This is a genomic window from Sodalis sp. RH19, assembly GCF_047324215.1.
Classification (GTDB): domain Bacteria; phylum Pseudomonadota; class Gammaproteobacteria; order Enterobacterales; family Enterobacteriaceae; genus Acerihabitans.
In genome coordinates this window covers 3,539,386-3,555,681 of sequence record NZ_CP178734.1, presented here as the reverse complement: position 1 = coordinate 3,555,681, position 16,296 = coordinate 3,539,386, and the positions used below count along the sequence as shown (strand labels likewise).

The following is a 16,296-nucleotide window of genomic DNA, read 5'->3' as shown; positions in this document are numbered from 1 at the left end:
TATCCAGGCTTTGGCGCTGCGCAGGCGTGGATCGGCCCACGCCGGGGGGATAACGCCACACGCCCGATAGCACGAAATGCTAAACCCTAAAACGCGCCGGTAGATCGGTGTCATGTACAGCATCGGCGTTGAGAAGAAAGCCGGAGGAGTATTGTTTGCCGGGGTAGTTAATTTTATGTAGATATTAAGTTAATTTTTTAAAAGCCCCGCGGCGAATATCACCCGCCGGTATTTAGAACATTATGGCTTTCGTCATGGCATAATTATGGCTTGCCGCCGTTTTTGTTACATGTTAAGAAAAGAGCGTCCATTAAGCGTAGGGTTATCGGAGTGTGGTTGGGTATGGTGCATGTCGATGGGTAGTGAAATAACGCAAGATCAGCAGCGGGTTATCACCCGGCTGTGTATTGAATGCGCGCTCCTGCTGCTGCAGCATGGCGCGGAAAGCATGATCGTGGAGCAGTTGTCGACACGCCTGGGGCGGGCTTTGGGTGTCCAGCGGGTGGAAAGCTCTATTTCAGCCAATGCCATAGTATTGACCACCATTATTAATGATTTTTGCCTGACATCGACGCGCAAAAATAACGATCGCGGCATTAATATGCATGTGGTCACGCAGGTGCAGCATATCGTAATTATGACCGAGCATCGTTTGCTGGATGTCGCCGACGTGACCAAACGCCTGGCCAATATCAAAGCGATGCGCTACCCCCGCTGGCTAATGGTCATCATCGTCGGCCTCTCCTGCGGGTGTTTCAGCCGCCTGAATGGCGGGGGATGGGATGCCTTTGCCGTGACGCTGTTTGCCAGCGGACTGGCCATGTACGTGCGCCAGCTGTTGACCGCCCGGCAAATGAATCCGCTGATCAATTTTTGTATTACCGCGTTTGTCGCCACCTCCGCCTCCGGGCTGCTGATGCGGCTGCCGGTGTTCCAGGGCACGTCGCTGGTGGCGATGCCGGCCAGCGTCCTGCTGCTGGTGCCGGGTTTCCCGCTGATCAATGCGGTGGCGGATATGTTCAAGGGCCATGTCAATACCGGCCTGGCGCGCTGGACCATGGCCAGCCTGCTGACGTTATCGATTTGCATCGGTATTGTCCTGGCGATGGCGGTGTGGGATTTCCGGGGATGGTCATGAATCTGTTGCTGGCGTTACTGGAGGATATGCTGCTGGCGGCCGTACCGGCCCTGGGTTTCGCCATGGTGTTCAACGTGCCGGTGAAAGCGCTGCGCTATTGCGCGCTGCTCGGGGCCATCGGCCACGGAACGCGCATGTTGCTTATCCATTTCGGCATGAATATCGAATGGGCTTCCCTGCTGGCCGCGATTCTGATAGGCATCATCGGCATTCATTGGTCGCGCTGGCTGCTGGCGCACCCGAAGGTGTTTACCGTGGCGGCCGTGATCCCCATGTTTCCCGGCATCTCCGCCTACAGCGCGATGGTGGCGGCGGTGGAAATTTCCCATTTAGGCTATAGCGACGCGCTGATGTCGATCCTGGTTACGCAATTCCTCAAGGCGGGTTTTATTGTCGGCGCGCTGTCGATCGGGTTGTCGCTGCCGGGATTATGGCTATACCGAAAACGCCCGGGAGTATAGGTGTTAGGCGCTTTCTGAATTTTGTGATGGACGTCTGCCGAGGCGCTCGACGGTCGGCGGCAGTTTCCGTATAGTGGCAGCAATTTGACAGCTTGTAAGAGTTTATATGAAAATTAGCCTGATTGCCGCGCTGGCCGTCGATCGCGTGATTGGCCTTGAGAACGCCATGCCCTGGCATCTGCCTGCCGATATGGCCTGGTTTAAGCGCAATACCCTGCATAAACCGGTGATCATGGGCAGGCGTACCTATGAATCCATCGGCCAGCCCCTGCCGGGGCGGTTGAATATCGTCCTTAGCCGCCATCCGGCGGCGGACGACCGCGTCACCTGGGTGACCACGCCGGAACAGGCCCTGGCCGCCGCCGGTGAGGCGCAGGAAGTGATGGTGATTGGCGGCGGCAAGATCTATGCGCATTTCCTGCCGCAGGCCGCGCGTCTTTACCTGACGCATATTGATGCCGAGATTGACGGCGATACCTATTTCCCGGAGTACGAACCGGATCAGTGGCAGTCCACTTTCAGCGAATTCCACGATGCCGATGAGAAGAACAGCCACAGTTTCTGCTGGGAAATACTCGATCGCCGCTAAGCGCAGACGTCGGCGTTAACGCCGAATCAACGGCCATCCGGTCGTTGATTCCCCTCCACTTACATGAGCGACGTCGCCTCGACGCCGCTCTCATCCTGGCGATTGGAGGGCTGGATAAAGTAGCGTTTATCTTCCCAGCGCAGCATGGTCAGGTGGCCGCCCCAGCAGCAGCCGGTGTCCAGCGCATACACATTCGCCGGCGTGCCTTTACCCTCAAGCGACGCCCAGTGACCGAAGGCAATGCTGTAGTTCTCCGCCACCGGTCCCGGGATCATAAACCACGGCCGCAGCGGGGCAGGGGCGCTGCCGGGCGCATCCTTGGCAATCATGTCCAGCTGGCCGTTGGGGAAACAGTAGCGCATCCGGGTCAGGGCATTGGTGCTAAATCGCAGCCGCGCCAGGCCGCTTAGCTCGGGCGACCAATTGCTGGGCATATCCCCGTACATCGCGTCCAGGAACAGCGGGTAGCTGTCGCTGCTGAGTATCGCTTCCACTTCCCGGGCGCAGGTCTTGGCGGTGTCCAGATCCCACTGCGGGGTAATGCCGGCATGGGCCATCACCAGTTTTTTTTCTTCGTCCACCTGCAGCACCGGTTGCCGGCGCAGCCAGTTGATCAGCGTATCGGCGTCGGGGGCTTCCAGCAACGGGGTAATACGATCACGGGGTTTATTACGGCTGATGCCGGCGTAGACCGCCAGCAGGTGCAGATCATGATTGCCCAGCACCATCCGCACGCAGTCGCCGAGTTCGCGCACAAAACGCAACACTTCCAGCGAAGCGGGCCCGCGCGCCACCAGATCGCCGGTGAGCCAGAGGGTATCCGCCGCGGGATTGAAGGTCACTTGGGACAACAGTGACGTCAGCTCGTCGTAGCAGCCATGAATATCCCCGATTAAGTATGTCGACATAATTAGTGTATAAGTGTTGGGATTGCTAAGCGAAAGACGGGAATGGCAATACGAAAAGACTGCCCCTCATGATCCAGCATTTCATAGTGGCCTTCCATCGTGCCCAAAGGCGTTTCGAGAATGGCCCCGCTGGTATATTGAAACTCGCTGCCGGGCAGGATGATCGGCTGCTCGCCGACCACGCCCTCGCCTTGGACCTGTGTTTCCTTGCCGTTGGCGTTGGTTATCAGCCAATAACGCCCGACCAGCTGTACGTTATGCCGCCCGAGATTACGTACGGTAATAGTATAAGCAAAGACATAACGCTCCTGTTCGGGCATAGACTGTGTCTCGACATACATACTTTGAACCTGTACACAAACGCGTGGCGAATTAATCATGACAGCTGCTCCTGTTATTCCTGTTGCGAAGGGTGCTCCGCCAGCCAGTTCGCCAGTTGGCAGTACTGCGCCACGGTAATATTTTCAGCGCGCAGGATCGGGTCGATGCCCAACGCCTTTAATTGCTCCGCGGTAAAAAGGTTACCCAGGCTGTTACGCACGGTTTTGCGGCGCTGGTTAAACGCCTGGCTGGTAATGCGCGCCAGCACCTGCAGGTCGCTGACCGGGTAGGGCAGCTCGGCGTAAGGCACCAGCCGTACCACCGCGGAGTCCACTTTTGGCGCCGGCCGGAATGAGGTCGGCGGCACTTCCAGCACGGGAATGATCTGGCAATAATACTGCGCCATCACGCTCAGGCGGCCATAGGCTTTGCTGTCCGGGCCGGCGACCAGCCGGTTGACCACTTCTTTTTGCAACATAAAATGCATGTCGCGGATTGCCTGAGTATAGCCGAAAAGGTGAAACATCAACGGCGTGGAAATATTGTACGGGAGATTGCCGAATACCCGCAACGGCTGCCCAAGCTGTCGCGACAGTTCGGCAAAATCCACCGTCATGGCATCCTGCTGCACAATGGTCAGCTTGCTGTTCAGGAACGGATGCGTCGCCAGGCGGGCGGCCAGATCGCGATCAAGCTCGATGACCGTCATATGATCGATGCGTTCCGCCACCGGTTCGGTCAGCGCGCCGAGGCCGGGGCCGATTTCCACCATGGCCTGATCGGGCAGGGGATGGATGGCGGAGACGATGGAATCGATGATATTGCCGTCATGAAGAAAATTCTGACCAAAACGTTTGCGGGCCAGATGGCCCTGGTGAACAAGTTTACTCATTACGGTTATTTATCATTTTAATGGCGAGATTTAACGCCGTTTTGATGCTGCCGGCCTCCGCCAGACCAGTGCCGGCCAGTTCCAGCGCGGTGCCGTGATCGACGGAGGTACGTATAAAAGGTAAACCGAGGGTAATATTGACCGCGCGGCCAAAACCCTGGTATTTCAGTACCGGCAGGCCCTGGTCGTGGTACATCGCCAGCACCGCGTCGGCATGTTGCAGGTATTTGGGCTGAAACAGCGTGTCGGCCGGCAACGGCCCGACCAGGTCATAGCCTTCCCCGCGCAGGGCGTCCAGCGTGGGGATGATGATATCGATCTCTTCCCGGCCCATATGCCCGCCTTCGCCCGCATGGGGGTTCAGGCCGCAGACGTAGATACGTGGACGGGGAATGCCGAACTGCGCGCGTAAATCATGATCGAGAATGGCGATCACTTCCCGCAGGGTTTGCGCCGTGATGGCCGCCGGCACCGCCGATAATGGCAGGTGGGTGGTCGCCAGCGCCACGCGCAGCGATTCGGTGGCCAACATCATGACCACCTGTTCGCGCCGGCTGCGCCCGGCGAAAAATTCGGTATGGCCGGTAAAGGCCAGACCGCCGTCGTTAATAATGCCCTTGTGCACCGGGCCGGTAAGCAGGGCGGCAAACTCGCCGTCCAGGCATCCGTCGCAGGCGCGCGCCAGGGTGTCCACAACATAGCCGCTGTTGGCGACATCCAGCGCGCCGGGCGTAACCGGGGCGGGGGCGGTAATGGCCAGTACGCTGACGCTGCCGGCAGGCCTCGGCGCCGCCGGCTGCTGCGGCTGATAAGGGTAAAGCCGCAGCGGCAGCCCGAGGCGGCGCGCGCGGGCGAGCAGGACATCCGGATCGGCGCAGACCACCAGTTCCACCGGCCAGGCCTGCTGCGCCAGCATGGCGACCAGATCGGGACCAATCCCGGCGGGTTCGCCGGGAGTGATCGCCAGCCGCGCTTTATTGCGCATCGCCATCCATGATTTTGACGTAGGCGCCGGCACGCTGTTCCTGCATCCAGGTCTGCGATTCTTCGGCGAATTTGCGGTTGAATAGCAGGCGATAGGCCTGATCTTTTTTGGTGGCGTCGGTACGGTCAACCTGGCGCGTGTCGAGCAACTGGATCAGATGCCAGCCGAAAGAAGAATGCACCGGCTGGCTGATTTCGCCTTTCTTCAGGCGCATAAGCGCGTCCTGGAACGCGGGATCGTAAGCCTGCGGAGCGGCCCAGCCCAGATCGCCGCCCTGGTTGGCGGAGCCGGGGTCCTGTGACAGCAGTTTGGCCTGGGCGGCGAAATCGGTCTTGCCGCTTTTAATCAGCGCCAGCACCTCGTTAAGCTTGGCTTCGGCCTGCTGGTCGGTCAAGACCACCGACGGGCGCAGCAGGATATGCCGGGCATGGACTTCCGTGACCGAGACCTTTTCATCGCCGCCGCGGATATCGTTGACCTTCAGGATGTGGAAGCCGACGCCGGAGCGGATCGGACCGATAACCGCCCCTTTGGGCGCTCCCTGCAGGCGTTCAGCGAACAGGCTTGGCAATTCTTCCAGCTTGCCCCAGCCCATTTGGCCGCCTTTCAAAGCCTGCAGATCCGCTGAGTAGCTGATGGCCAGCTTGCCGAAATCGGCGCCGCCCTTGATTTGCTGCACCAGCGAGCCGGCCATGGCTTCCGCTTTATCCACCTGCTCCTGCGTCGGATTTTCCGGCAGCGGGATCAGGATATGGCTTAAATTGTATTGCGCGCCGTTGCCGGTTTGCGCCGCAATCTGCTGGGCCAGGGAATCCACTTCCTGCGGCAGGATGGTCACGCGGCGGCGTACTTCGCCGTTGCGTACTTCGGCAATCAGCATCTCCTTGCGGATTTGCTTACGATAGGTGTCGTAGCTGATACCGTCATAGGCCAGGCGGCTGCGCAACTGATCCAGCGTCATTTTATTTTGCGCGGCAATGTTGGTAATGGATTGGGTCAGCTGTTCGTCCGTGACGGTAACGTTATTGCGCTGGGCGATGGACAGGATGATATTGTCCATGATCAAACGTTCGATAATCTGACGACGCAGCGTCGCGTCATCGGGCAACTGCTGTTTTGCATCCTGGGCATTGCGTTTCACCGATTGCAGCAGTCCGTCCACATCACTTTCGAGAACGACACTGTTATCGACCACGGCAGCAACTTTGTCCACCACTTGGGGCGCTGCGAACGCGGTTCCGGCGCACATCGCCATGCAGAGAATAAGCGTTCTCCAGTTTTTCATAACTTTTCCATTTATATCAGCCGCATTCGCGGATTCTAGATTAACGTTCGCTGGTCTGAAACGGCCTTAAAACGCCCGTTGGTACGGCAGTATGCCGGAACCCAGCAACTTGTCGGTACCGAGACCGTAATCGCTGCTCAGACCGCGCAGTTGTATATTAAACGTCACGGCATTGTCGTAATTACTGGTGTTACTGTTGTAGTTCCAACTGGTGATCTTGCGATCGTAGCCCACCGTCGCCGCCCAGCAACAGGTGTTGTACTGCACGCCAATCAGCTGTTCGGCGGGCTGGCTTGCCTTGGTATCATAATAATACGCGCCGACAAGCGACCACCGGTCGCGGATTGGCCAGCTGGCGATGGTGCCAATCTGCGCGATCCCCTGCTGATAGCCCGGATGCGAAATGTTGGGCAACATGGCCTGGATATATTCGGGACTGGCATAACGGTAGTTCAATTGAACCATCCGGTTATCGTCGCGACGGTATTCCAGGACCGCGTCGCCCAGCGCCACGCTGTTCAGCCGGGTATCATACTGTACGCCGCCGCGCGCGGCCCACTGGTTATTGATCTGCCAGAAGGTGTCGCCGGCCCAGACGACGCTGCCCGTTTCGGCATCCTGATCCAGGCTGCTGTTGGTCGAACCGGTGCGCGGACGGGTAAAGTAATAGATTTGACCCAGCGAAGCGTTAAAACGTTCAACCAGGGCGTCATCATAAAGCCGGGTGGTTACGCCGCCCGATACCTGGTTGGCGGAGGCGATGCGATCGAGGCCGCTGTAGCTGCGGTCGCGGAACAGGCCCGTATAGTCGGTCTGCAGCAGCGTGGAATCGTACACGTTGATATTGCTCTGGTCGCGGTAGGGCACATACAGGTATTGCACCCGCGGTTCCAGGGTCTGGGTATAATCCTGCGCCCAGTCCATATTCCGTTCAAAAATCATTTTGCCGTCGGTCTTGAACTGCGGCATCACCCGGTTGACCGTGCCGTCCAGCCGGCTGTCGGGATTATTGGTATTGTAAGTATCGAGATTGTCCTGCTGATAATGGGTGGCCATCAGCTTGGTTTCGGTGTTCAGGCTGCCCCAGCGGTTGGCCAGCGGCAGGCTGATGGTCGGTTCGACATGCAGCCGCGTGGCCTCGGGGTTATTGCTGCTGACGCTGGTAAACTTGGCGGCCTGGCTGACGATGCGGGTATCAAACGGGCCGACATCGTTCTTGTAATAGGTGACGTCAAGCTGCGGCGCCGCGCGGTAGGCGCTGCTGTCGCCGAAATTAGAGAATATCTGGAACTGCTTGCTGGCCAGGGTGACGTCCCAGTTCTCGTCGGAATAACCGACGCTGAATTTCTGCGTGGCGTAGCCGTCGGTAGTGGAACCGTACTGCGAGGTCAGATCGGTAAAATAATAGGGATCGCTGACCCGGGTATAATCGACGTTGAAACGCCAGACGTCATCCATCACGCCGTTGTGCCGCCAGTACAGCATCCAGCGGTCGGTATTGCTGTCGGAGGGATGATCGGTGGCGTATTCCGAATCGCTGGGCAACCAGTCGAACTGCACCAGGCCCATCCCCGGCGCGGTCAGGTAGCGGAATTCGTTTTGCAACTGGGTGCCGCGTTTACTCATATAATGCGGCGTAATGGTGGCGTCGTAGTTTGGCGCCAGGTTCAGGTAATAGGGGGCGGAAAATTCAAAACCGCTCTTGGTGCCGTATTTGGCATTGGGGATCAGGAAGCCGGAACGGCGCTTATCGCCCACCGGCAGCTGAAGGTAAGGGCTGTAGAACACCGGCACCTTGCCGATCCTGAAGCGGGCGTTATAGATTTCCGCCACCTGTTCTTCACGGTCGTGGATGACTTCCGAGCCTTGTACGCTCCAGCTGTCGTCCCCGGGCAGGCATGAGGTAAAGGTGCCGTTTTCCAAGACCGTGTAGCGGTTTTGGCCGCGCATTTTCATGGTATCGGCATCGCCGCGTCCCTGGCGTCCCACCATCTGGTAGTCGCCCTGGTAAACGTCGGTGTCCTTGGTATTCAGGTTTGACCAGGCCTTAGGTCCATTGAGTTTGATCTGGTTATCGCTGTAATGGACGTCGCCGGTGGCCGTGGCGGTACGCACCGGGTCTTGCTGGCCGGACTGTGTCTGCTGTAGCTCCACCTGTTTGGCATTGAGCGTGCTGTTGCCCTGTTCCACGTCCACGTTGCCGGTAAACAGCGCGTTATCCGGGTAATTGGCCGTCGTATGGTCCGCCTGGATATGCACCGGCAGTTGATTCGGGTCGCCCGTGACCAGCGGCTTGGTATAGGCAGGCACGCCCAGCATGCATTGATCGGCAAAATCCGCCAACGCATGATGGCTATAAAGCGCCGACCAGATCAGGCTGGCCAGCAATGTAGGGAAACGTTTCTTCATATGCTTTTCGGGTGTTCCGTCATCTTGGGCTTCATGCCGTCAAACGGTCAGAGACTATCTCACTCACCGGAGTTGCGCCAGTGTTAAATCCTGCCGTTTATCCGCGCACCGTTAGGCACAGCGATAAATGACAGGTATGATAAAGCAAATTTGCAGTGACGGCATGATGAATTGAGGAGTATATGCGGTATTGGGGTAAGGTGTTGGGCGTTATTCTGGGTTTTCTATCCGGAGCAGGGTTTTGGGGCGTGGTGTTAGGCTTCCTGATTGGCCATATGATTGATAAGGCGCGCGGTGCACGCGGCGGCGGCGGCGGTTTTTTCGCCGATCAGCAGACCCGGCAGAATGTCTTTTTCCGCACCACCTTTCAGGTCATGGGGCATCTTACCAAATCAAAGGGGCGCGTTACCGAGGCGGATATCCAAAACGCCAGCCTGATGATGGATCGCCTGCGGCTTGACGGCGCCGCGCGCACCGCGGCGCAGCAGGCCTTCCGTGAAGGCAAGGAAAGCCAGTTTCCGCTGCGCGCGTCGCTGCGCGAGTTTCGCCAGGTCTGCTTCGGGCGTTTTGATCTCGTCAGGATGTTCCTGGAAATCCAAATCCAGGCCGCGTTCGCCGATGGATCGTTACATCCCAACGAGCGGCAGGTGCTGTATGTGATTGCCGAGGAACTGGGCATCTCGCGGGTGCAATTCGATCAGTTCCTCAGCATGATGGAGGGCGGCCAGCAGTTTGGCGGCGGCGATTACGCGCAGGGCGGCTACCGGCCCGGCGGCGAGCGCGGTCCCACGCTTGAGGACGCCTGCAAGGTGCTCGGCGTCAACAGTACCGACGACGCCATCGTCATCAAGCGCGCCTATCGCAAGCTGATGAGCGAACATCATCCGGATAAGCTGGTGGCGAAAGGGCTGCCGCCGGAAATGATGGAAATGGCCAAGCAGAAAACGCAGGCCATTCAGGCGGCCTACGATCTGATTAAGCGCGAGAAAGGGTTTCACTGATCGTCCGCCGCATGCATTACGGCGGGCCGCTCAGAAATCCGCTTCGCAGCGGAAATGAATGGGCGAGTGGAAGGCCGGGTGGGTAATGGCCAGCTCCTGGGCATGCAACAGCAGCCGGCCGGCCATGGCCTTGGCCTGCGGCGTGGCGTAAAAACCATCGCCCAGGATCGGATGACCGATAGCCTGCATATGCACCCGCAGCTGGTGCGAGCGCCCGGTGACCGGCATCAGCAGCACCCGCGCGGTGAGATCGGCGTCATAAGACAATACCCGGTATTGCGTTTGCGCCGCCTTGCCGGTGGCAAAGCACACCTTTTGCAGCGGCCGGTTGGGCCAGTCGCATATCAACGGTAAATCAATCAATCCCTCTTCCTGGGCGGGGTGTCCCCATACCCTGGCAATATAGGACTTGCGCGGCTCGCGTTCGCGGAACTGGCGTTTCAACTCCCGCTCCGCCGCCTTGGACAAGGCCACGACCATCACGCCGCTGGTGGCCATGTCCAGCCGGTGCACGGACTGCGCCAGCGGGAATTGCGCCAGGACCCGGGTCATCACGCTGTCGTTATGCTCAGGCAAGCGGCCGGGAACCGACAGCAGGCCGCTGGGTTTGTTGACCGCCATAATATGCGCGTCCTGGTACAGGATATGCAGCCAGGGTTCGGTGGGCGGATTATAGGGTTCCATGCTGCTCCGGTTTGCCCGGGGCGTCGCCCCGGGTAGGTCATGCTTACTGATGGGTCACCACGATCAGGCGAATGGCATCCAGCCGCCAGTTTGCCTGGTCCAACTGCTCGAGCACCTGCTGGCGGTTGGACGCCAGCGTCTCCAGCTCGTCCTCGCGAATCGCCGGATTGACGGCCTTTAACGCCTCCAGGCGATGCAGTTCGGCGCTCAGGCTTTCGTCCGCCTGCCGCCGGGCGTTGTCTATCAATACCTGGGCCTGTTTCGCCACCAGCGCTTCGCTGCTTTGCAACAGCTTATGCACCTCCGGCTGCACCGCGCTGACCAGTTTACCGGCGGTATGACGCTTCACCGCGTTGAGCTGGCGATTAAACTGCTCGAATTCAACCTGGCCGGCCAAATCATTGCCGTTCTGATCAAGCAGCAACCGGACCGGCGTGGCGGGCAGGAAGCGGCTCAACTGCAGTTTTTTCGGCGCGGGCGCCTCCACCACATACACCAGTTCCACCAGCAGGGTGCCCGCCGGCAGCGCTTTATTGCGCAGCAACGATACCGCGCTGGTGCCGCTGTCACCCGATAATACCAGATCCAAACCGTTGCGGATGATCGGATGCTCCCAACTGATAAACTGGGTATCTTCCCGGGACAGCGCCTGCTCGCGGTTAAAGGTAATGGTGCATCCTTCCTCGGGCAGGCCCGGGAAATCAGGCACCAGCATATGCTCCGAGGGTGTCAGCACGATCAGGCTGTCGCTGCGATCTTCCTGGTTGATGCCTACGATATCAAATAAGTTAAGCGCGAAATTCACCAACTGGGCGTCGCTGTCCTGGCCGGCTATGGCATCGGCCAGCGCCTGCGCCTGTTCACCACCGTTGGAATGCTGCTCCAGCAGACGGTCGCGTCCCTGTTCCAGTTGCAGTTTCAACAGGTCGTGCTGGCGGCGGCAGGCGTGGATAAAGTCATCCAGGCCGTCGAGTTTGGCGGGTTCGCCCAGGTAGCCGATCAACTGCTGGTAGTATTGATCGTACAACGTCCGGCCGGTGGGACAGGTATGTTCAAACGCGTCCAGGCCTTCATGATACCAGCGGATCAGCACCGCTTGGGCCGTTTGCTCCAGATAAGGCACGAAGATCAGAATATCGTGGTTCTGGCCGATGCGATCCAGGCGGCCGATGCGTTGTTCCAGCAGGTCCGGATTGAATGGCAGATCGAACATCACCATCCGGCTGGCGAACTGGAAGTTACGGCCCTCGGAGCCGATTTCCGAACAGAGCAGCACCTGGGCGCCGTCGTCTTGCGCGGCGAAATAGGCGGCGGCGCGGTCGCGGTCGAGCAGCGACAGACCTTCGTGGAACACCGCGGCGCGGATCCCTTCGCGCTCGCGCAATACCTGTTCAAGCTGCAGCGCGGTGGCGGCATGGGCGCAGATCACCAGCACTTTCTCCTGCCGGTTTTGCAGCAGGAAATCCATCAGCCATTCGACGCGGGGATCGAAGTTCCACCAGGTGGCGTTCTGGCCCTCGAACTGCTGATAAATCTGTTCGGGATACAGCATGTTGCGCGCCCGATCGTCCAGCGTCAGTTTACCGCCCATGATGCCGGCCACTTTAATGGCGGTCTGGTATTGCGCGGGCAGCGGCAGCCTGATTTGATGCAGCAGCCGGCGCGGGAAGCCTTTCACCCCCTGGCGGGTATTGCGAAACAGCACCCGGCTGGTGCCGTGGCGATCCATCAACATAGCGATCAGTTCATGACGCGCCGCCTGGGCGCGCTCATCCTCGCCATTGGCGACGGAAAGCAGGGGTTCGATGCTTTGCTCGCCTATCATATCGGCCAGCAGGTTCTTGGCGTCCTTGTCCAGCGCCTTGCCGTTCAGCAGCAGGGTCACCGCGTCGGCTACCGGGCGGTAACGCTGTTGCTCCGCCACGAACTCCTGGTAGTCATGGAACCGATCGGGATCCAGCAGCCGCAGCCGGGCGAAATGGCTTTGCAGCCCCAACTGCTCCGGGGTGGCGGTCAGCAATAAGATCCCGGGAATACTGCGCGCCAGCTGTTCGATGACCTGATATTCGCGGCTGGGGGCCTCCTCGCTCCAGGAAAGATGATGGGCTTCATCCACCACCATCAGGTCAAAATCGGCGTCGGCCAGCTTTTCCAGCCGCTCGTGGTTACGGCGGACAAAATCCAGCGAGCACAGCACCAGTTGTTCGGTTTCAAACGGATTATCGCTGTCCTGCATGGCCTCGGAGTAGCGCTCGTCATCGAACAGCGAGAACAGCAGGTTGAAACGGCGCAGCATTTCCACCAGCCATTGATGCATCAACGACTCGGGAACGATGATCAGCACCCGCTCGGCGCGGCCGGTGAGCAACTGCTGATGGATAATCATGCCGGCCTCGATGGTCTTGCCCAGGCCCACTTCGTCCGCCAGCAAAACCCGGGGAGCGTAGCGCTGTCCCACTTCGGAGGCGATATGCAACTGGTGGGGAATCAGGTTGGCGCGGATGCCGCGCAGTCCGTTCCAGGCCTGGCGGAACTGCTCACTGTGAAACTTGCGCGCCCGATAACGCAGGGCAAAACGGTCCATGCGATCGATCTGGCCGGCGAACAGTCGGTCCTGGGGTTTGCTGAAGGTCAGCTTGCTGTCGAGCAGGACTTCCCGCAGGGCCGTATCGGCCTGGCCGTTATCCAATCGGGTGCCGATGTAGGTCAGCAGGCCGTCTTCTTCACGCACGGATTCCACGCTGAGCTGCCAGCCCTCGTGGCTGGTGATGGTATCGCCGGGATTAAATATCACGCGGGTGATAGGCGCATCCGCGCGGGCATAAAGACGGTTTTCACCGATAGCGGAAAACAGCAGGGTGACCATGCGGGCATCCTGTGCCACCACGGTTCCCAGTCCTAATTCACTTTCCGTATCGCTGATCCAGCGTTGACCTAAGGTAAAAGGCATAAATTCTCGGCTCGGTGTTATGTTAGGCAAAAATACCGGCAATAGCGCGGCTTACCGCGGCCTGGTGCCACGGCGGTGAAAAATGCGGCAAGAGTGATGCTGAGGTCTGAAAAGGCGCTATGTTAATGGATGAGTGTCGCTTCGTCACCTACCAATCCATCACTTTCGCATCAAAACAGTCCCATCTGACCTGATATAAGCGTAGCAAAGTCATCACGCAGGAAGGGGAGGATGGCATCCGCCACCGGCTGGAGCTGTTTGGCCAGGTAGTGATTATAGTCCGGCACGCTTTGCCGGATTTCCAGGGGCTCGGGACCATGGGCGGTCATGATATAGCTTATCCACCCGCCGTTTTGGTACTGCTGCTGCCGGCCGTGACGGGCGTTATACTCATCGGCGATAAGCGCCGCGCGGGCCTGGGGCGGCACGTTTTTCTGGTATTCGCTTAACCTGCGCCGCAGGCGTTTGCGATACACCAGCAGGGCGTCCAGCTCGCCGGACAGGGTGCGGCGGACATAATCGCGGACAAAATCCTGATACGGCTGGCGCCGGAAGATGCGCTCATACAATTGTTGCTGGAACTGCTGGGCCAGGGGCGTCCAGTCGCTGCGCACGGTTTCCAGGCCTTTAAATACCATGCGTTCGCCCTTGTCGTCCTGTACCAGGCCGGCATAACGTTTTTTGCTGCCCAGCTCCGCGCCGCGAATCGTAGGCATCAGGAAACGGGTGAAGTGTGTCTCGTACTCAAGTTCCAGCGCGCTTTCCAGCCCCATGGTGTCGCGCAGGTGCGTTTGCCACCATTGATTGATATCGCTGACCAGGCGTTGACCGATGGCATTGGCCGCTTCGCTATCGTGGGCGTGTTTCAGCCAGACAAACGTGGAGTCGGTATCGCCGTAGATTACCGGATAACCCCGGGCTTCGATAAGCTCGCGGGTGCGGTGCATAATGTCATGGCCGCGCAGGGTAATGGAGGAGGCCAGCCGGGCGTCGAAAAAACGGCAGCCGGGCGCGCCCAGCACGCCGTAGAAAGCGTTCATGATAATTTTCAACGCCTGGGATAAGGGCCGGTTATTTTCCCGTTTCGCCCGTTCGCGCCCGAGCCAAAGCTCCCGAACGATGTCCGGCAGGCAGTGATGGGTGCGGGAGAAGCGCGCGCCGATAAAACCCGCGACCGTCCCGTCCGGCGCGTCCCCGGCCATGCCTTCGATCAGCCCCACCGGATCAATGAGAAAGGTGCGGATAATAGAGGGATAAAGGCTTTTATAATCCAGCACCAGCACCGAGTCGTACAGGCCGGGGCGGGAATCCATGACATAACCGCCGGGGCTGGCCTGCATCGGTACATCGCCAAGATTGGGCGCCACAAAACCCGCCCGGTGCATTCTGGGCAGGTAGAGCCAGGTAAACGCGGCCACCGATCCGCCGCTGCGATCGGCGGCCAGCCCGGTGACGGTGGCGCGTTCCAGCAGAAACGCCAGCAGGCGGGTATGGTCAAAAATACGCGTCACCAGCTCACAGTCCTTGAGATTGTAGCGGGCCAGCGCCGGCTTATCTTCCTGGTACAACCGGTCGATTTCGTCCATGCGCTGGTAGGGCGTCGAGATATCCTTTCCTTCGCCCAGCAGCGTCTGCGCCACGTTTTCCAGGCTAAACGAGGAAAACTGCCAGAAGGCGGATTTCAGCGCCTCGATGCCGTCGATAATCAGGCGGCCGGCGGCGCTGGCGAAATAATGTCCCGCCTTGGCGCCATGTTCGCGCCATTCCAGCGCCGCGCCGCCGCGCCCGAGCAGCAAAGGCTGATGGTAGCGTTCCGCCTGTTTTTGCAGGATACGTAAATCGAACTGCACCAGGTTCCAGCCGATAACGGCATCGGGGTCATGGTCGGCGAACCACTGGTTCAGGCGCTGGATCAACGCCGCGCGGGTGGGTACGTATTCAAGGAATCCGGACGACCCGGCGCCGGCGGCCGGGGGCTCGCCCAGCATATAAACCCGCCGCTGCCCGCAGCCTTGCAGACCGATGCAATAGAGTTCGCCAAAACGGTTGGTTTCAATATCCAGCGAAACCAGTTTCAGCGCGGGCCGGTAATCAGGCGACGGCTTAAGCCGCGCGTGGGTGATAACGCCGTTTTCCTGCACATGGCCGTCAAACCAGACCGGGGCGGTGATAAAACGCTCCATCAGATAACGCTCCGGTGGGCGAATGTCGGCTTCATACAGCGGTATGCCGGACTCGTGGCACCGTTTTTCCAGCCGGCCTAAATCGCGATAGTGCCGGCAGTAAACGCCGACCACCGGGCGACGATGAAAGTCACGCAGCGCCAGCGGAAGCAGCTCGCAGCCGGGGATGGCGGCCGCCAGGGTTTGCGCGCGCGGCAGGCACTCCGCGGGCATAAACGCCACCGCTTGCTGCGGCGGCAGGCTGATTTTCCGCGCGCCGCCATCGGTCGCCAGCCAGAAATCGATGACGGCGCCGTCGGGAGTATCCCGCCAGTGGCGGGTAAGGACAAAACCCTGGCCGGGCAGGGATTGGTCTGGCATGGCGTCTGGATATCCGGTTAAAGTAAATGAAGCGTCGCCTTATCTCGGGCAACCTGATAATTATGATTATTTATACAGTATTTGTCCAGTTGCGCCGCGTCCGGACAAGCGCAGCCAAATCTTCATACAA

At 59.3% G+C, this 16,296-nt stretch carries 13 protein-coding genes; 4 read left to right on the top strand and 9 right to left on the bottom strand.

What is annotated here, in order from left to right; translation table 11 throughout:
* Positions 1 to 349 precede the first annotated feature (349 nt).
* The 3 genes from ACL2XF_RS16110 (at position 350) to folA (ending at position 2,188) form a co-directional block, all read left to right on the top strand.
* Positions 350 to 1,138 (top strand): threonine/serine exporter ThrE family protein, encoded by a 789-nt coding sequence (locus tag ACL2XF_RS16110; RefSeq protein WP_410016451.1) that lies wholly within the window; start codon positions 350 to 352, stop codon positions 1,136 to 1,138.
* Positions 1,135 to 1,599 carry a threonine/serine exporter gene (locus ACL2XF_RS16105; protein WP_410016450.1) on the top strand — a complete coding sequence of 155 codons (465 nt, stop codon included), beginning with the start codon at positions 1,135 to 1,137 and terminating at the stop codon, positions 1,597 to 1,599. The genes ACL2XF_RS16110 and ACL2XF_RS16105 overlap by 4 nt, the downstream gene beginning before the upstream one ends.
* A 106-nt stretch (positions 1,600 to 1,705) precedes the next feature.
* Positions 1,706 to 2,188: a type 3 dihydrofolate reductase gene (gene folA, locus ACL2XF_RS16100; RefSeq protein WP_410016449.1), complete on the top strand. Its 483-nt coding sequence runs from the start codon at positions 1,706 to 1,708 to the stop codon at positions 2,186 to 2,188.
* Between the two features lie 59 nt (positions 2,189 to 2,247).
* Here folA and apaH read toward each other — a convergent pair whose 3' ends face one another.
* The 6 genes from apaH to lptD form a co-directional block, all read right to left on the bottom strand.
* Complete coding sequence (apaH, locus tag ACL2XF_RS16095; protein ID WP_410016448.1) at positions 2,248 to 3,096, bottom strand: bis(5'-nucleosyl)-tetraphosphatase (symmetrical) ApaH; 849 nt, start codon at positions 3,094 to 3,096, stop codon at positions 2,248 to 2,250.
* Between the two features lie 2 nt (positions 3,097 to 3,098).
* Entirely contained in the window at positions 3,099 to 3,476 is a 378-nt protein-coding gene (gene apaG / locus ACL2XF_RS16090; protein WP_410016447.1) for a Co2+/Mg2+ efflux protein ApaG, read from the bottom strand.
* Positions 3,477 to 3,490: 14 nt separating this feature from the next.
* A complete protein-coding gene (rsmA, locus tag ACL2XF_RS16085; protein ID WP_410016446.1) occupies positions 3,491 to 4,309 on the bottom strand; it encodes a 16S rRNA (adenine(1518)-N(6)/adenine(1519)-N(6))-dimethyltransferase RsmA in 819 nt (272 codons plus the stop codon).
* Complete coding sequence (pdxA, locus tag ACL2XF_RS16080) at positions 4,302 to 5,294, bottom strand: 4-hydroxythreonine-4-phosphate dehydrogenase PdxA (RefSeq protein ID WP_413727159.1); 993 nt, start codon at positions 5,292 to 5,294, stop codon at positions 4,302 to 4,304. Before pdxA ends, rsmA begins: the two co-directional genes overlap by 8 nt.
* The gene (surA, locus tag ACL2XF_RS16075; RefSeq protein ID WP_413727158.1) at positions 5,284 to 6,579 is read right to left on the bottom strand and encodes a peptidylprolyl isomerase SurA; all 1,296 of its coding nucleotides are present in this window, start codon (positions 6,577 to 6,579) and stop codon (positions 5,284 to 5,286) included. The genes pdxA and surA overlap by 11 nt, the downstream gene beginning before the upstream one ends.
* 66 nt (positions 6,580 to 6,645) lie before the next feature.
* Positions 6,646 to 8,988 carry an LPS assembly protein LptD gene (lptD, locus tag ACL2XF_RS16070; RefSeq protein WP_410016443.1) on the bottom strand — a complete coding sequence of 781 codons (2,343 nt, stop codon included), beginning with the start codon at positions 8,986 to 8,988 and terminating at the stop codon, positions 6,646 to 6,648.
* Positions 8,989 to 9,170: 182 nt separating this feature from the next.
* Between lptD and djlA the strand changes: the two genes are divergently transcribed.
* The gene (gene djlA, locus ACL2XF_RS16065) at positions 9,171 to 9,989 is read left to right on the top strand and encodes a co-chaperone DjlA (protein ID WP_413722127.1); all 819 of its coding nucleotides are present in this window, start codon (positions 9,171 to 9,173) and stop codon (positions 9,987 to 9,989) included.
* Between the two features lie 30 nt (positions 9,990 to 10,019).
* Here djlA and rluA read toward each other — a convergent pair whose 3' ends face one another.
* From rluA to ACL2XF_RS16050, 3 genes are all read right to left on the bottom strand, one after another.
* A complete protein-coding gene (rluA, locus tag ACL2XF_RS16060) occupies positions 10,020 to 10,673 on the bottom strand; it encodes a bifunctional tRNA pseudouridine(32) synthase/23S rRNA pseudouridine(746) synthase RluA (protein ID WP_410016441.1) in 654 nt (217 codons plus the stop codon).
* A 43-nt stretch (positions 10,674 to 10,716) separates the two neighbouring features.
* Positions 10,717 to 13,623, bottom strand: a complete 2,907-nt coding sequence (gene rapA / locus ACL2XF_RS16055; RefSeq protein ID WP_410016440.1) for an RNA polymerase-associated protein RapA — start codon at positions 13,621 to 13,623, stop codon at positions 10,717 to 10,719.
* A gap of 170 nt (positions 13,624 to 13,793) precedes the next feature.
* Positions 13,794 to 16,166: a DNA polymerase II gene (locus ACL2XF_RS16050; RefSeq protein WP_413727157.1), complete on the bottom strand. Its 2,373-nt coding sequence runs from the start codon at positions 16,164 to 16,166 to the stop codon at positions 13,794 to 13,796.
* Positions 16,167 to 16,296 lie beyond the last annotated feature (130 nt).

What these genes read in the sequence shown, in the direction of transcription:
- apaG (WP_410016447.1), bottom strand. Translation starts at nt 3,476, where the DNA reads ATGATTAATTCGCCACGCGTTTGTGTACAGGTTCAAAGTATGTATGTC.
- apaH (WP_410016448.1), bottom strand. Translation starts at nt 3,096, where the DNA reads ATGTCGACATACTTAATCGGGGATATTCATGGCTGCTACGACGAGCTG.
- surA (WP_413727158.1), bottom strand. Translation starts at nt 6,579, where the DNA reads ATGAAAAACTGGAGAACGCTTATTCTCTGCATGGCGATGTGCGCCGGA.
- pdxA (WP_413727159.1), bottom strand. Translation starts at nt 5,294, where the DNA reads ATGCGCAATAAAGCGCGGCTGGCGATCACTCCCGGCGAACCCGCCGGG.
- djlA (WP_413722127.1), top strand. Translation starts at nt 9,171, where the DNA reads ATGCGGTATTGGGGTAAGGTGTTGGGCGTTATTCTGGGTTTTCTATCC.
- lptD (WP_410016443.1), bottom strand. Translation starts at nt 8,988, where the DNA reads ATGAAGAAACGTTTCCCTACATTGCTGGCCAGCCTGATCTGGTCGGCG.
- ACL2XF_RS16105 (WP_410016450.1), top strand. Translation starts at nt 1,135, where the DNA reads ATGAATCTGTTGCTGGCGTTACTGGAGGATATGCTGCTGGCGGCCGTA.
- rsmA (WP_410016446.1), bottom strand. Translation starts at nt 4,309, where the DNA reads ATGAGTAAACTTGTTCACCAGGGCCATCTGGCCCGCAAACGTTTTGGT.
- folA (WP_410016449.1), top strand. Translation starts at nt 1,706, where the DNA reads ATGAAAATTAGCCTGATTGCCGCGCTGGCCGTCGATCGCGTGATTGGC.
- rapA (WP_410016440.1), bottom strand. Translation starts at nt 13,623, where the DNA reads ATGCCTTTTACCTTAGGTCAACGCTGGATCAGCGATACGGAAAGTGAA.
- ACL2XF_RS16110 (WP_410016451.1), top strand. Translation starts at nt 350, where the DNA reads ATGTCGATGGGTAGTGAAATAACGCAAGATCAGCAGCGGGTTATCACC.
- ACL2XF_RS16050 (WP_413727157.1), bottom strand. Translation starts at nt 16,166, where the DNA reads ATGCCAGACCAATCCCTGCCCGGCCAGGGTTTTGTCCTTACCCGCCAC.
- rluA (WP_410016441.1), bottom strand. Translation starts at nt 10,673, where the DNA reads ATGGAACCCTATAATCCGCCCACCGAACCCTGGCTGCATATCCTGTAC.